General features: G+C 62.6%; 15 protein-coding genes. 7 read left to right on the top strand and 8 right to left on the bottom strand.

The window, feature by feature from the left end; translation table 11 throughout:
- Nucleotides 1-6 precede the first annotated feature (6 nt).
- Nucleotides 7-867: a RimK family alpha-L-glutamate ligase gene (locus tag ATN37_RS15550; RefSeq protein WP_218695364.1), complete on the top strand. Its 861-nt coding sequence runs from the start codon at nucleotides 7-9 to the stop codon at nucleotides 865-867.
- Here the strand turns inward: ATN37_RS15550 and ATN37_RS15545 are convergent.
- Genes ATN37_RS15545 through ATN37_RS15530 form a run of 4 tightly spaced genes read right to left on the bottom strand, consistent with a single transcriptional unit; the run spans nucleotide 856 to nucleotide 5,412 of the window.
- Complete coding sequence (locus ATN37_RS15545) at nucleotides 856-2,403, bottom strand: AMP-binding protein (RefSeq protein ID WP_058038043.1); 1,548 nt, start codon at nucleotides 2,401-2,403, stop codon at nucleotides 856-858. The two genes, ATN37_RS15550 and ATN37_RS15545, sit on opposite strands and share 12 nt — an antisense overlap.
- Nucleotides 2,400-3,638, bottom strand: a complete 1,239-nt coding sequence (locus tag ATN37_RS15540; protein ID WP_030535807.1) for a thiolase family protein — start codon at nucleotides 3,636-3,638, stop codon at nucleotides 2,400-2,402. Before ATN37_RS15540 ends, ATN37_RS15545 begins: the two co-directional genes overlap by 4 nt.
- Nucleotides 3,635-4,567 carry a fumarylacetoacetate hydrolase family protein gene (locus tag ATN37_RS15535; RefSeq protein WP_218695363.1) on the bottom strand — a complete coding sequence of 311 codons (933 nt, stop codon included), beginning with the start codon at nucleotides 4,565-4,567 and terminating at the stop codon, nucleotides 3,635-3,637. Before ATN37_RS15535 ends, ATN37_RS15540 begins: the two co-directional genes overlap by 4 nt.
- Before the next feature lie 53 nt (nucleotides 4,568-4,620).
- Complete coding sequence (locus tag ATN37_RS15530) at nucleotides 4,621-5,412, bottom strand: cyclase family protein (RefSeq protein ID WP_051649531.1); 792 nt, start codon at nucleotides 5,410-5,412, stop codon at nucleotides 4,621-4,623.
- Between the two features lie 209 nt (nucleotides 5,413-5,621).
- Between ATN37_RS15530 and ATN37_RS15525 the strand changes: the two genes are divergently transcribed.
- Entirely contained in the window at nucleotides 5,622-6,230 is a 609-nt protein-coding gene (locus tag ATN37_RS15525; RefSeq protein ID WP_158170230.1) for a TetR/AcrR family transcriptional regulator, read from the top strand.
- A 13-nt stretch (nucleotides 6,231-6,243) separates the two neighbouring features.
- Here the strand turns inward: ATN37_RS15525 and ATN37_RS15520 are convergent, their stop codons facing one another.
- From ATN37_RS15520 to ATN37_RS15510, 3 genes are read right to left on the bottom strand one after another with little or no spacing between them, the layout of a single operon-like run.
- A complete protein-coding gene (locus ATN37_RS15520) occupies nucleotides 6,244-7,227 on the bottom strand; it encodes an alpha/beta hydrolase (RefSeq protein WP_218695362.1) in 984 nt (327 codons plus the stop codon).
- Between the two features lie 19 nt (nucleotides 7,228-7,246).
- A complete protein-coding gene (locus tag ATN37_RS15515; protein WP_054188654.1) occupies nucleotides 7,247-8,155 on the bottom strand; it encodes a PIN domain-containing protein in 909 nt (302 codons plus the stop codon).
- A 54-nt stretch (nucleotides 8,156-8,209) separates the two neighbouring features.
- Nucleotides 8,210-8,686: a GtrA family protein gene (locus ATN37_RS15510; protein WP_078377459.1), complete on the bottom strand. Its 477-nt coding sequence runs from the start codon at nucleotides 8,684-8,686 to the stop codon at nucleotides 8,210-8,212.
- Between the two features lie 63 nt (nucleotides 8,687-8,749).
- Between ATN37_RS15510 and ATN37_RS15505 the strand changes: the two genes are divergently transcribed.
- The 5 genes from ATN37_RS15505 to ATN37_RS15485 all read left to right on the top strand — a co-directional run bounded on the left by ATN37_RS15505 (nucleotide 8,750) and on the right by ATN37_RS15485 (nucleotide 14,299).
- Nucleotides 8,750-10,183 carry an FAD-binding oxidoreductase gene (locus ATN37_RS15505; protein WP_217018238.1) on the top strand — a complete coding sequence of 478 codons (1,434 nt, stop codon included), beginning with the start codon at nucleotides 8,750-8,752 and terminating at the stop codon, nucleotides 10,181-10,183.
- The gene (locus tag ATN37_RS15500) at nucleotides 10,180-10,941 is read left to right on the top strand and encodes a decaprenylphospho-beta-D-erythro-pentofuranosid-2-ulose 2-reductase (RefSeq protein WP_007731800.1); all 762 of its coding nucleotides are present in this window, start codon (nucleotides 10,180-10,182) and stop codon (nucleotides 10,939-10,941) included. The genes ATN37_RS15505 and ATN37_RS15500 overlap by 4 nt, the downstream gene beginning before the upstream one ends.
- 90 nt (nucleotides 10,942-11,031) lie before the next feature.
- Nucleotides 11,032-12,885, top strand: coding sequence for a galactan 5-O-arabinofuranosyltransferase (locus ATN37_RS15495; protein ID WP_256933335.1), 1,854 nt, complete (start codon nucleotides 11,032-11,034; stop codon nucleotides 12,883-12,885).
- A gap of 73 nt (nucleotides 12,886-12,958) precedes the next feature.
- The gene (locus ATN37_RS15490; protein ID WP_099696815.1) at nucleotides 12,959-13,567 is read left to right on the top strand and encodes a TetR/AcrR family transcriptional regulator; all 609 of its coding nucleotides are present in this window, start codon (nucleotides 12,959-12,961) and stop codon (nucleotides 13,565-13,567) included.
- Between the two features lie 99 nt (nucleotides 13,568-13,666).
- A complete protein-coding gene (locus ATN37_RS15485) occupies nucleotides 13,667-14,299 on the top strand; it encodes a hypothetical protein (RefSeq protein ID WP_202022615.1) in 633 nt (210 codons plus the stop codon).
- 21 nt (nucleotides 14,300-14,320) lie between these two features.
- On the opposite strand, the gene ATN37_RS15480 is transcribed toward ATN37_RS15485, so the two are convergent.
- A complete protein-coding gene (locus ATN37_RS15480; RefSeq protein WP_037126068.1) occupies nucleotides 14,321-15,010 on the bottom strand; it encodes an MspA family porin in 690 nt (229 codons plus the stop codon).
- Between the last annotated feature and the right edge of the window lie 306 nt (nucleotides 15,011-15,316).

Genomic DNA, 15,316 nt, shown 5'->3' with positions numbered 1-15,316 from the left:
CGTGGCATGACCACGGTTCTCCTGCTCACCTGTGACGGCGCCGCCCGCGAGGCGGATGTCGAAAGCAAACTCGTCATGGATGCTCTCACCTCCTACGGCATCGCGTCGACGATGGCGCCGTGGTCGAGCCCGTCCCTCCTCGATATCGACGCCGACCTGGTTCTGATCCGGTCGACCTGGGACTACACCCAGCGCCTCGACGAATTTCTTGCCGTTCTCGATCAGCTGACCGCTCCGATCGCCAATCCACTCTCGATCGTGAAGTGGAACGCACACAAGGGATACCTCACCGAACTTGCCGCGGCCGGCGTACCTATCGTCCCCACCGCTGTGATCGCTGCCGGAAAGAGCGAAACACTCACCCTCCCTTCGTTCGAGGGTGCCGACGTCATCGTCAAGCCGGCAGTCTCCGCCGGCGCTGTCGGAGTGGGAAAGTTTGCCGCCGGGTCCGCGCAGGCCCACGCTCACCTCAGATCAATCCTCGAGAGTGGCAACGACGCGTTGGTCCAGCCATTCGTCTCGGACGTCGTCGACGGTGAGCGCTCGATCATCCACATCGGCGGACGCTACTCGCACGCTGTCCAGAAGATCCCGGCCGCCCACGACTTCCGCGTGCAGGAATTTCACGGCGGAACCAACCACCTCCACCAACCGTCCGCCGCCGAACTCGCGGTGGCCGACGCAGCACTGGCCGCGACCCCATGCGGCCCCGGCGAATTGCTTTATGCACGTGTGGACGTCGTGGGCCCGGTGGATCAACCACTGCTCATGGAAGTGGAATTGATCGAGCCAGAACTCTTTCTGCCATTCGCCCCTGGATCTGCCGACGCCCTCGCACGGGCAGTTGTCGCGTCACTAGGTCGGTGACGCGCCACGGAGTGCCTTCTTGTCGATCTTCCCCAAAGCAGTGAGCGGCAGCGCTTCCAGAATCGAAATCTCCTTGGGCGCCCAGATCGGACCCTTGTGCGATCTCACGTGCGCGATGAGTTGATCGGGTGTGACCGACCATCCCGTCTTCAGTACGACTGCGGCGGTAACAGCTTCTCCCCATTGAGAATCGGGGACACCGAATACCGCACATGCTGCCACCGCGGGATGATGTCCGAGTGAGTCCTCGACTTCGCGCGGGTAGACGTTGAATCCACCACTGATGATCGTGTCTTTGATGCGGTCGACGATCGAGATGAGCCCACTTTCGTCGATTCGAGCAACGTCGCCGGTGTGCAACCACCCATTCGCGAGCGCTGCAGCGGTTTGTTCAGGTTTGTTCCAATAGCCGTCCATCACGAGCGGACCTCGCACACAAAGCTCGCCGGGTACGCCCGTCGCCGTCTCGTTTCCCTGCTCGTCAAGCAACACCACTTCGACACCTGGCATCGCGCGCCCACAACTCCCCAAAACTGCGGGATCGTCCGTGTGCTCACGTGTATCGAGTACCGTCAACGCATTCGGGGCTTCGGCCTGACCGTAATGCTGGCTCAGGATCGGCCCGAACACCGCCCCTGCCTGCTCGAGCCTGGTGGGGTCGATGGGTGCAGCACCGTAAAGCATCCAGTTCAGCCCAGACAGATTCGCATCCGACAGGCGTGGATGGTCGAGTAAGGCATAGAGCATCGTGGGAACCACGAATGTAGCTGTGACTCCGCCATTTTCGATGGCGTCGACAACTCTGTCCGGGTCGAACGACCTGTGCAACTCGAAGCTTGCACCTCGCAGCAGACCGGGTGCGACGAGCAGACCGGCAGCATGAGACATCGGCGTAGTGAGCAGCATGGTGGTTTCAGCCGGCCACTCCCACGTGGTGCAGGCCCAGGCATTGGCGACCAAGGATCGGTCCCTGAGCATGACGCCTTTCGGCTCACCGGTGGTTCCACCGGTGTAGAAGAGATACAAAGCTCGACCCTGACCGCCTAAGCCTGAACCTATTCCCGCCGTACCCAATTCACACGCTGATTCGAGGGCTGACAGTGACATCACTCGAGTCTGTGCCGCTTCGGCGCGTACCTGGAACTGTCCGTCGGCAACCAACAGGAGATCGGTACCACTGTCTTTCAGCACCATCCTGTCGTTCTCTTCGGTCGCGAGCGGATGGAGTGCCGTGTAGCGCACGCCCGCCAGACACGCCGCGGCCATGACCGTGAATGCTTCAGGACACGGCCCCGCAAGCAGGGCGACCCCGGCTCCGTCCGGCAGAGCGAAGCTACTGAGGACACCTGCAATCCGCTCGATCTGTTCCGCAGTCTGCCAATATGTCAGCTCGGCCCGATCACCGTTCCGATCCGTGAATCGAAACGCGATGTGGTCTGGTCGGCGTCGCAGCGCCGACAGAATCAGATCCGCATATCCCGCTTGCACCTGCAAGCCTGGCGCCATCGGTTCATCGTTCATGATGTCCGCGTTCATCGTGGCCCTCCCAAGATCGTGACCGCGGCGACGGCTTCCTCGATGCCGTAGAGACCTCCGCCGTTCTCTGCGACCGCGATTCGAGCACCCGGAACTTGTCGCCGCCCTGCTTGTCCACGCAACTGCGTGACAAGTTCGAAGACCTGCGCCAGTCCCGTTGCCGAGACCGGATGACCACGGGACTCGAGCCCACCTGACGGATTGACCGGACGCACGCCTCCCAACGAACTCGCACCGGACGCCGACCACGCGCCGCCCTCACCGATCGGGCAGAACCCCAGATTCTCGACCTGCTGCACTTCACCGAAGGCCGTGGCGTCGTGGACCTCTGCCACATCCACATCGCCTGGCCCGACTCCGGCTTCCTCGTATGCGCTCATTGCTGCACGGCGACCGATGTGACTCTCCACGTCATCTGCGGTCCGATCCGTGCCTGACACCAAGCTGCAACCGAGTACCTGCGCCGCCCGCCGAGAGGAATCGTGCCTTCGAGCAAAGTCCGCACTGGTCACAATGACCGCCGCTGCACCGTCACTGACGGGCGAGCACATCGGAACTGTCAGAGGCCACGCGACTCGCCTTGCGGCAAGCACCTCTTCGACGCTGAAGAGTTTGCGAAAGTGCGACCGCGGATTGTGCACGGAATGCGCATGATTTTTGGCTGCTACGGACGCGAGCTCGAACTCGGTGGTTCCGAATCTCTCCATGTGCGCCCGGGCAAGAGAAGCGTAGATCTCCATGAACACCGACCGCTCACCCTGCGATCCGAGTGCATCCGGCAGCGGAGCGGACAGCGAAGCAAGGCCCGCGAGCGTCTCGTCGCGATGCGCAACGTCGAGTGCACCGTCGAACACCTCCAGACTTCGAGCCGGATCCGAGCACACCAGCTTGTCCACCCCGACCGCCAACGCGACCTCGGACAGACCGGCGCGAACGTGGGCGATCGCCAGCCAGAGTGCAGTCGCGCCGCCGGCGCAGGCATTTTCGACATTGACGACCGGGACTCCCCCGAAACCGTATGGCCTCAAGGCAATCTGGCCTGGGATCATGTGCTGCCGGTCGATCGCCTTCTGGCTGACTGTCGCGTAGAAGACCGCACCGACGTCACCGCGGGTCAGGCCCGCGTCTTCGACGGCATCGATCGCCGCACGCCCCGCCAATTCCGAGGCCGCGGTATCCGCGTGCCGCCCGAAGAGAGTCGCGCCGACACCGAGAACCATGACTTCGCCGCTCACGCCACCACTCGATTCCTCAATACACCGAGGCCGGTGACCTCGAGTTCGACTACGTCTCCCGGTTCCAGGAACCGCCCGTGCTCCAAGCCGCATCCACTCGGCACGGTGCCGGAACAGAAGACTTCACCCGGGTACAGCCGCGTGGAAGTCGAAGCGAACGAAATCACGTCCTCGAAACGATGGTCCATGTCGGCGCTGGTTCCTCGGCTCACCTCGTCTCCGTTGATTCTCGCGGTCATCTCGAGTTGGTAGGGGTCACCGACTTCGTCGGCCGTCACGATCCAGGGCCCGAGGACATTCGCGTTCGAAAAGTCCTTGCTCTTACTGAGACCGAGTCCGGTGGAGATCTCCTCGAGCTGAGTATCGCGGGCGCTGAAATCGTTGAAGATGGTGTAACCGAAGATATGCGCAGGGGCATCCGCGCGTGAGATGTCGGTTCCACCGCGCCCCAGCACACAGGCGAATTCGAGTTCGTAATCGCGCAGGCTCGAGTACTCGGGCCACACGACGTCAGATTTGTGTCCGGTCACCGCCAATCGGTTCGCTATGTAATACAGCGGGCGCTCCAACTGGATCTTCGGCAGTTCGACGTCCTCGAGTGCGACCCCTTGAATTCGGGCGCGAGCGTTGCGGAAGTGATCCATGAAGCAGCCGAAGTCTCGGATCTGGACCGGCTGAGGAAGCGGCGACATCCAGCGCACATCACCTGCGTCGACGATTGCACTTGCCGGCGTCTCGTCTGCGAGCCGATCCAGGGTCTCCCGTGCCGCCGGACCACCTTCGATGATGGTTTGCATGGTTTCCAGTTCTGGAGCCGGTTTTCCCGTCACATCATGATGAGCTCGCTCGAGTAACAACAGTTGCTCGCCGCTGCCCGTCACCAGAGCCGTCTGCTGAGTCTTTTCGTATTCGACGGTCGCAAGTTTCACTGTGAGTCAATACCTTTCACTGAATTGTTCGTTAGGTGAGGCAGGAATTTTGCTCAGACGAACGCGACCACACGAGCCGGGGCAGCGCTGGCTCGCGCAAGCTTGATCGGGAAAAACGCCACGTGAAATCCCGAGGGCGGAAGCGCGGCGAGGTTCGCCAGTTGCTGAACGATGAATACTTCACGTTCGCGTCCGGCCCGGTGCCCGTCCCAGAGAACCGAGTTGTCCCCGGTGTCACGAAATTTCTGCGCCATGACTGCAAAGCTCAAGTCCCAGCCGGCAGCGTCGGTGCCCAGCACCTTCGCGCCTTGCTCGGCGAGAAACAGCGTGCCTTCGCGACTCATCCCTGGATACTGAAAGAACCCTGGATCAGCCAAGGTGAAGCTCTCTTGTCCGGTACGGAGCAACACGGCACCACCCTGGGGAACGGACGCACCGTTTTCCGCCAGGGCAGCTTTCAGCGCGTCCACCGAGATCGGCTGATTCGCCTCGCACCGGCCGCGCAGGTCGAGCACCACTGTCTCGCAGAACAATTCATCCAACGCGATGTCTGTGATCGTGCGAGAAGGCTTACCCTCCGAGGTTGATCCGTAGTGCAACGGCGCGTCGACGTGTGTGCCCAGATGGCTGTTGAACTCACTCAACATCTCCGATCCCCACCCCTCACCGTCCGGAAGATCATGAACTCCGCACTGCAGTGCTGCCGCGAACTCGTCGCGTCCGGCACCTGCGGGGTGCGAGTAGGTCACCGAGGGGGCAACGACGGAAGCCAGTGCCTTCAAACCCTCGGGGAGCAATTCCCGATCGGCCGGATCGAGAGTTCTAGTCAGATCGATGAGTTCCATGTCCGCCCATTCCGTTAAGTTATTGGACGCTCAGCATAGAACTGGACGATCAACATAGGCAAGAGGGTGTCGCGAGAGGAATACGGCCGGCCGATGGCCGGCCTCGTAGCATGAGTGCGGTGCGCAGGTCTCGGCCCCGACGGGCGCATCGACGTCACCGCGTGCCGGAATTGGCTGCACTCGAGAACGAAAGAAGGCAGGAACACCGAATGGCGTCGACACGCAAGCAGGAGATTTCCGAGGAAACCAGACGGCGACTGGTGAAAGCCGCGGCCGAACTGGCTGCCGAAGGCGGGTCGACCGCGATGTCCGTACAAGCCGTGGCAGAAAGATCCGGTATCAGCAGAGGGTCCGTGGCCTGGCACTTCGGATCGAAGGACGGGCTTCTACGAGCCGTCGTCGAGGACGCATTCCGTTGGGGCATGGAAAAGCTACGCGCAGAGTTGGCATCATCCTCCGCGACTGGAATCGAAGCATTGATCGAAGCCAACTTCGTACTGATGTCATACCCCGAGGCACGAATTTTCTCGACCATCTTGATCGAAGCCGTGATTCCCGGGTCCACCATCCGCGAGACCTACGCAGAGCAGTACGTCGCAATGCGAACGCTGTACGCGGACTACCTGCGTTCGATCGACACCCCGGTCACCAATCCGGAGTTGGTTGCCGTCACCCTTCTGGCCGGCACTCTCGGGATCAACCTCCAACATCGCCTCGATCCCGACAACGTCGATCGACGTTCAGCAGTAACCGAGCTCGAATCGATCTATGCCCGCGCGATGGCACCTACCACAACGTCAGGACACGAGAATCCCTAACCGGACCGGAAGTTCAACTTCCCGAACAACTTTCGCCCGCGACCTGGGGCGGGACCGCATCCAGCCTGGCGCGAATGAACCTGGCAACGTCACGTAGCGCAGCCCGGCTCTCCGGCAAGCCAGGCCAGACGGCGGGAAACGCGTGAACCTGGCCGTTCCAGATCTGCAGCGAGCACGGCACCCCCGCGGCGGCGAGCCGTTGCGCCATCACCTCCGAATCGACTCTGAGCACCTCGGATTCGACGGCGATCAGCAACGACGGCGGCAGAGCGGCCAGATCGCCGTCGACGGGTGAGTTCGTCTGTCCGCCAAGCTTTCCGATCGCCATCAATGCCGACACCGGGGCGATCACGTCGCGTCGAGCGTTGGCGTGGACTGATTTGGTTGTGCAATCGAGATCGAGGAGAGGTGAGAGCCCGACAAGACCGGCCGGAACCTCGAGCCCCGCGGAAACAGCTGCAAGTGCCGTCGCGAAGACCAGAAAGCCTCCGGCCGAATCGCCAACGAAGACAACCTTTTCCGGCAAGGCTCCCTGTTCGAGGAGCCACCGGTATGCATCGAGACAGTCGTCGACGGACCCGCTGATGCTCGTGCTCGGCAACTGTCGATATGCGATGTGCAGGACCGGAAGGCCGGTTCGCTTGGCGATGCTTGCAACGACCGGCCGATGCGTGTTGAGCCCGCAGCACATGAACCCGCCGCCGTGCAGGTAGAGAACAACACCGTCGCGCAGATCAGCCGTCGAGCCTGCCGTCCGCACGAGTTCACCGTCGAAACCTGGAAAGCGAATCGCTTCCCGATCGATCCCGGACGGAATGCGTACACCCGCGGCCGAGTCCAGCACTGCGGCGCGGCGCATGGCGCCAGGCGTCAGCGGCGCGATCCCGACCACGGGCCGAAGCATCCATCGGCACGCGTTGTAGAGGACCTGCGATTCGATACTCGGCCTGCCGTATCGAGTTCCGGTCCTTCGACTGACTGTCGGCAACAGAGACATCTGTCCAGATTAGAAGCGATCAGGCACCGAAGAGGTCGACTTCGTCGAGATCGTCGACGATCGTGACCTTTCGTTTCCGCCCGCCGATGACCTTACCCAGACCGCGCAGTCCACCGGACTGAGCTTTCGGGGCGGGTTCGATGCGCTGCGGCGCAACTCTCGTCCGCGCTGCGCGCTGAACAGGCTTGGGGGCGGGGGCTGCTGCAGGTGCCGCGGGTTCGGGAACCTCGGCTGGAACCACCGCTTCCGGCTCCACGAAGCCCTGAGCAACCGGGGCCTCGGGCGCGACCTCAGCGGCTTCCTCGACCTCCGCCACCTGCTCCACCTGCACCGGTCCGTCGATCACCGGGATGTCCGACGCCCAGCGGACCCGATACTCGAGGCCGCGCGACGCCAGTTCACGTGCGAGATCGCCATGCCAGACCCCGTCCTCGCCGTCGCCGTATGCCCGTGCGTCCGAACTGACCCAGATCACGTCGACGCCCGGGTTCCGGTCGGCGAGATCGAGCACGGTCAGCCAGTTCAGCGTCGCCGGATATCCGTCTCGCTTCTTCTTGTCGGTATAGGGCCGACGCAGCGAGATCGCCCTCTCGGCCACCTCGAGATGCGAAACGTCGACTGGATCGACCACTTCGACGCCGATCGCCACGAGGTCTTCGATCACGTCGTCGACGTAGCCGTCGGCCTTGTCGTGAGCCGCGTCGACGAACCTCGTAAGGTCGCGCCGCAACCCCAGTCGGTCGTACATGCGCGCCTGGACGCTCAGGGCCGCGATCATCTCCGCCGATTCCTCGCGGTAGCGGCTCGCAACCTCGAGGACGACCAATCGGGGCACGACGACGCGGTGTCCGAGTGCGCGAGCGTCGGCGACGGCGGTGTCGAACCGTGCACCCCTGGTCAGGGCCGAAGAATCGAGAACGATGATCATGGGCTCGATTCTCTCTCGAGAAACCGGACGAATGCGCTAATCCACCCCGAACCGTTACTTGATCTTGAAGATCACTGCCCGCTGAACGATGAAGTTGATAACCGTCGCGGTGCCCTGCGCGATGACGAAGGCCAGCGGCATGCGCCACCACTCGTCGGCGAGCACATGCACCATCAGCGCGTTGAGCCCGACCTGAACCGCAAAAGTGACCGCGTACAGCACGACAACAGCGATGAAGCGGGCGCGAGAAGGCTCGGCCTTGAACGTCCACCGCCGGTTGATCAGATACGCCGTCGTAGTGCCGGCGATAAAGCTGATCGACTTGGCCACGCTCAGATCGAGGCCGACGACCTTGAACAGGAATGCGTACAGCCCGTAGTCCACGACCGCCGACAGCCCACCCGTCGCGACGAACCGGACGATCTGCGTTTTCAAGTCCATCGCGTCGTCGGCGATGTCCGTCGTGACAGGAATCTCGACGGGCAGCGGGACGTGGGGTTCGTGCTGGTGACTTGCAGGTGTTTCGGGCACGACGACGAGAGTAACCACTCGAGTCGGAGCCGTCGGCACTACTCCCAGGTAACCTCTACCTTGATGTCCACGACAGCAGAAGAGACGCCGCAGCCGGCTCTCCACACCCAAGCCCGCACCCTCACCGGTTGGGGACGCACCGCCGCCACCACTGCACAGGTGCTGTCCACCCCCGACGTGGAAGTGATCGCCAACGCGGTCGCCCAGGTTGCGGAACAGAACGATTCCAAGCCCTCGCATCTGCGACGCGGCGTCATCGCGCGCGGCCTCGGCCGCTCGTACGGTGACCCAGCGCAGAACGCCGGCGGCCTGGTCATCGACATGAATGCCCTCAGCCGCATTCACCGCATCGATCGCGACACCGCTCTGGTGGACGTCGACGCCGGCGTGAATCTGGATCAGCTGATGAAGGCTGCTCTGCCGTTCGGCCTGTGGGTTCCGGTCCTGCCGGGTACTCGTCAGGTCACGATCGGCGGCGCCATCGGCTCGGATATCCACGGCAAGAACCACCACAGCGCGGGCAGCTTCGGCAACCACGTCGTGTCGATGGATCTGCTGACGGCCGACGGCAAGGTTCGCACGCTCACCCCCAAGGGCGGGCGCAACGACCCGAAGGCCGCACTGTTCTGGGCCACGATCGGCGGCATGGGCCTGACGGGCATCATCTTGCGGGCAACCATCAAGATGACACCGACCGAGACGGCGTACTTCATCGCCGACGGCGACGTCACCAACAGCCTCGACGAGACCATCGCGCTGCACAGCGACGGCAGCGAGGCCAACTACGAGTATTCGAGCGCCTGGTTCGACGCGATTTCCGCGCCCCCGAAGCTCGGCCGGGCGGCAGTCTCGCGCGGATCTCTGGCGAAGCTCGACCAGCTTCCGGCCAAGCTGCAGAAGAACCCGCTCGCCTTCGACGCACCGCAGTTGCTGACGTTCCCCGACGTCTTCCCCAACGGGCTGGCCAACAAGTTCAACTTCACCGCGATCGGTGAGGTCTGGTTCCGCAAGTCCGGCAAGTACCGCGGCAAGGTCCAGAATCTGACGCAGTTCTACCACCCGCTCGACATGTTCGGTGAGTGGAACCGCGCGTACGGATCCAACGGATTCCTGCAGTACCAGTTCGTGGTTCCGCCGGAGGCCGTCGACGAGTTCAAGAAGATCATCGTCGACATCCAGCGCAGCGGGCACTACTCGTTCCTCAACGTGTTCAAGCTCTTCGGCGAAGGCAATCAGGCGCCGCTGAGCTTCCCGATCCCGGGCTGGAACATCTGCGTCGACTTCCGCATCAAGCCGGGCCTGAACGAGTTCGTCACCGAACTCGACAAGCGTGTCCTCGAATTCGGCGGACGCCTGTACACGGCCAAGGACTCGCGGACGTCCGCGGAAACCTTCCACGCCATGTACCCGCGCATCGACGAGTGGATCGCGACGCGCCGCAAGTACGACCCCACAGGCGTTTTCGCCTCCGATATGTCCAGAAGGCTGGAACTGTGATCAACGCTGTAGGTAACCCGCAAACCGTTTTGCTTCTCGGTGGAACCTCCGAGATCGGCCTCGCCATCTGTGAGGAATACCTGAAGAAGGCGCCGCTCCGCGTCGTTCTGGCGGCACTCCCTGGCGATCCGGGACGCGAAGCTGCGGTCAAGCAGCTCGAAGCGAAGGGTGCCACCTCGGTGGAGCTCATCGACTTCGACGCCGTTGATTTCGAATCGCACCCGAAGGTGATCGACCAGGCGTTCTCGAACGGTGACGTCGACGTCGCCATCGTCGCCTTCGCACTGGACGGTGACTCCGAAGAGCTGTGGCAGAACCAGCGCAAGGCCGTTCTGGTGGCAAACGTCAACTACACCGCTTCCGTCTCGGTCGGTGTTCTTCTCGGCGAGAAGATGAAGGCTCAGGGCTTCGGCAAGATCATCGCGATGTCGTCGGTTGCGGGCGAGCGCGTCAAGCGTGCCAACTTCGTCTACGGATCCACCAAGGCGGGCCTCGACGGTTTCTACCTCGGACTCGGCGAGGCTCTCGCGGAATTCGGACCGCAGGTCACCGTCGTTCGCCCCGGCATGGTGCGCACGCAGTTCAGTGCTCACGTCAAGGAAGCTCCGCTGACGGTCAACAAGGACATCGTCGCGAAGCTCGCTGTTGCCGCCTCGGACAAGGGCAAGGAAATCGTCTGGACTCCCGGCCCGTGGCGCTTCGTCATGATGGGTCTTCGCCACGTGCCGCGCCCGATCTTCCGGAAGTTGCCGGTTTAAGCTCCTCCCGTGCCAGAAACAACAACTGCTCCGAGTACAGACCTTTCGACCCCGTCGCCGTGGCGTAATGCCGCGGCGACGGTGGTGGAAATGGCCCTCGGAGCGCTGGTCGCCGCTGTTGTAGCCGCTGTCGGGCTCTTTGCTTTCGGCCGAGTGCAGTGGCCGGCGTTCACCTCTTCCAACGTCACGCAGGCCGTCACGACAGTGCTGCAGGTGCTCTGCATCGCAGTGGTCGGTGTTGCGGTTCTGATGTTCCGCGCCCGCAAGGCCGAGCGGGTCGCAAAACTCCTCTCGTGGGCCGGGCTCTCCGGCTTCGTCACCACGACGCTCGGACTTCCCCTGGCCGCGACGAGTCTGTATCTGCACGGCGTCTCGGTCGATCAGCAGTTCCGGACCGAGTACCTGACCCGGCTGACGGATTCTGCTGCGCTGCAGGACATGACGTACGTGGATCTGCCGCCGTTCTACCCGGCCGGCTGGTTCTGGATCGGTGGACGCGTCGCGAACCTGCTGGGAATGGACGGCTGGGAAGCCTTCAAGCCTTATGCGATCGGCTCGTTGGCTGTCGTCGCCGTCGTTGCACTCGTGTTGTGGACCAAGCTGATTCGACGCGATTGGGCCGTCGTCGCGGCATTGGCCGTCACTGCCGTCGTGTTGGCGTACAACTCCCCCGAGGCGTACGGCGCCGTCATCAACCTCCTGATCCCGCCGGTGCTGATCCTCGCGTGGGGCGCATTGGACCGGCCGGGGGCATCTCGATTTGCCGGAGCCGGCGCAATACTCGGAACCGGCCTGTTCCTCGGTTTCGCCGCAACGGTCTACACGCTCTATCTCGGATTCGCCGCGTTCGCAGTGACTCTGATGGCCTTGGTTGCCGCAGTACTTGCCGCACGCGCCCAGAACACGTGGAAAGCCGCACTGGGACCCCTCGTCAGGCTCGCCGTGATCGCGGTGATCTCCGGCCTGGTGGCTCTGACCGTCTGGACGCCGTACCTGCTGAAGGCACTCTCCGGTGCCACCGCAGAGTCCGGCACCGCAATGCACTACCTCCCCGATTCCGGTGCGGTACTGCCCTTCCCGATGCTGAGCTTCACCCTCGTCGGTGGACTGTGCCTACTCGGCACGATCTGGCTGATTTCGCGGTTCCTGTTCTCCCGCCGCGCCCGAGCACTCGGTATCGGTGTCATTGCCGTGTACCTGTGGGCATTGCTGTCCATGACGTTCACCGTCGCCGGCAGTACGCTCCTCGGTTTCCGACTGGAGCCGGTCCTGATCGGACTCCTTGCAGCCGCCGGTGTGTTCGGTTTCTTCGAGTTCGCCGGTTGGATCGTGCTGGCCACCAGCGAAAATCCTCGCGTCAAAGCGGTACTGGTTGCACTCGGTGTCATCGGAGCCATCGCCTTCGCGCAGAACATCCCGCAGGTGCTGGCGCCGGATATCGCTGTGGCATACAGCGATACCGACGGCAACGGCGAACGCGGCGACAAGCGACCCCCGGGTGCCGAAGCCAATTACGCCGACATCGACCGGATCATTCGCGAGCAGTTGGGACGCGAACCCCATGACACGGTGGTCCTCACTGCCGACATCGGCTTCCTGAGCTTCTACCCGTACTTCGGCTTTCAAGGACTGACGTCGCACTACGCGAACCCGCTCGCCGATTTCCGTGCGCGCGCTGCGCTGATCGAGCAGTGGTCGGAACTGAAGACGCCTGACGAACTGATAGCTGCGCTGGACTCGGCGCCGTGGCGCAGCCCCGACGCCTTCGTCTTCCGCCAGGGCGCCGACGGGTACACGCTGCGGTTGGCAGAGGACGTCTACCCCAACGACCCGAACGTCCGCCGCTACACGGTCACGTTCCCCAAGGAACTGTTCGACGATCCTCGTTTCACCGTGACCGAGCAGGGGCCGTTTGTGGTCGTTACCCGCTCTGACGCAATCTAACCAGGAGATACGTCACAAAAGGCTTACCGTCGGGGTCGTTGACGCGACCCCGACGCACCCCTAACTTCATACCGTGCCCCGAACCGATGCCCGAGCGGCGATGATCGATGCAGCCGAGCGTCTGGTTGCCGAGCGAGGTCTGGCCGCTCTGACTCTTCGTGATGTTCAGACCGAAGCCGGGCAGGCCAACAAATCGGCTGCGCAGTATCACTTCGGGTCACGTGAAGGTTTGCTGGCGGCCGTCGTCGAGTCCAGAATGCGACCTGCCGGTGAGCGTCGTCGTGAGTTGCTCGACGCGATCGATCTCGACGCGAATCCACCGATGATGCGTGCCCTCATCGAGGCTCTCGTCCTGCCGTTGGCGGAACAGACCATCTACCGCGAGGGCACGTTGTACGCACGGTTCCTGGTGCAGTCGATCTTCGACCCGGCGATGTCGTCGACTATCCGTGACCACATGCAGGCCGAGAGTTTCCGCGAAGTTCAGCGGCGGATAGTCGCTGCGTCCTCGTTACCGGCAGAGATCGCCGAACTTCGGGCGGGAACTCTGACCGTGCTCACCGTCGTCACTTTTGCCACGTGGGAAGGCCGCGTCGACAGCCGCGAACGTGCTCACGTGATCGTTGCCGACCTGATCGAAAGTTGCCTCGGAGCACTCTCGGCCCCGGCTGCGCAAATCTGACACGCTGTCCGGCGAGTTTGTTTCCGAAACTGCCGGGGTACTCAGCCCCTCCAAGCGCAGTCGAGCAAACGGCCGCATCAACCACCGGCGGGGTAGGTGATGACAGTGAGCGAACTCGTTGCGCAAAGCCGCGAGCTTGTACCGCATCGTGCAGTTCTCGATTCCGCAGAGCATGTTCTGGTCATTGCGCGCGGCAAACCGTTCGGGCGCGAACAGGCTTTCCATGAAGTGTTGAGCGTCGCGATTCGCAATCGCATCGAAGTACTCACTCTGGCAAGGGCTCTCATCGACGTGTCCGAGTCCCGCGACTACCGCGCGATCCCGACCGACACCGCGCACACCGTTGCGGTGCTCGAATGGGGCGAGCTACTCGAGATCCCCACCGAACACCACGAGAAGTCCAGGGCCGAGTCATCCGAGGACGTCGATGAATCGAGTGAACCCGACGATCCGATCGAACCCGAGTATCTGGTCGAGACCGACGTGGGCGGACGGGTCGTCTTCGTCGCCCTCGCGTTCACGATCGGCGGGATAGTCGGATTCTTCGCGCACGACTGGGCACTTCTGCTTCTGATCACCGCCGTGTACCTCGTGTGGATCGCGGCACGGTTGGTCGCGAAACTCGTCAGTGTTTCCCGTAGTGCCCACTGGGCGGACGCTTCGCCGATTCGTGGCGCCGATTCGACCACACGGAACGCGGAAAACTCCCACCATCACGCTGTTGCAGCGTGACGGCGGGAGCATCCGCTTTCGCTAAAGCCTCTGCGGTACACCGTAAGTGACGACGGTATCGCCATTCGACGTGACAGCCTTCGCGTACGGCCTGATGGTCACCGGACCGATTGCTCCCTGTACGTAACCGTGAACTCCGGACAGACGGACAGCGGCTTCGGGACCGTCGAACTCCTGATCTTCGAGCAGCGCGACGTCGGTGATACCGCCCGGCGCCAGGTCGACGTCCAGTTCCTGCGACGGAATGATGTCGCCGCCGATGACGAACCCATTGGAAATATCCAGGCCCAGTTCGAAATCCGGAACCAGACCGATCCCGAGGTTCGTTCCACTCTCGACTGCCCAGTCGAGACCAGGACTGTTGAGAACGACCGTCGCGCCGGTCAGCGCGATCGGGTAACCGATCTGATAACCGATCGTCAGCTTCGTTCCGGTGAAGCTTGCCGCGTCCGGCCCGTCGATCTTCACGCCGGCAACCCCGTCGTGGAAGAACTCGACACTCAGCGGTGAGCTGTCGAGAGGCGGAAAGACGTGGATAGCGGTATCAGCCTGGAAGACTTCTATCCGATTCCCTTTGACGTCGGTGATCGAACTGGTGTTGTCAACGCCTGCCGACGCCGTCCCACCCCCCAGGACAACGGCCAACAAGGCCACTGCTCCTACTGCGCTACTACGAACTGCTGTCTTCGACATGCACAAGCACCATCCCATCCGGTATAGGCCCCGGACGTAGGTTCCAACTCTTCGTCGAGGATGGGATTCGTCGGGGCTGCCTGAACAAACGCGAGCAAGATCCTTGTTGCGATACCCCGGTCACGAACCCGTCAAACGGTGCACGAAAACATTACTTTCCGGACAAGTCGGGCGGACCGGTTTGTCCCGCTGACTGCGCCCGCTCGCGGACGCGAACCGTTTTGTTCGTTACTCTGACAGTGGAAGTTATCGAATCGAGACCTAAGTAGGCCACCCCGAACTTCTGAGATCGCCACTTCAGGGATGGGCGCCAGAACCGAAAGG

Origin of the sequence: Rhodococcus sp. MH15, from assembly GCF_019266045.1 — a bacterium.
In the GTDB taxonomy this organism is placed as follows: Bacteria; Actinomycetota; Actinomycetes; order Mycobacteriales; family Mycobacteriaceae; genus Rhodococcus_F; species Rhodococcus_F qingshengii.
This window is presented reverse-complemented; position numbering and strand designations above follow the sequence as displayed.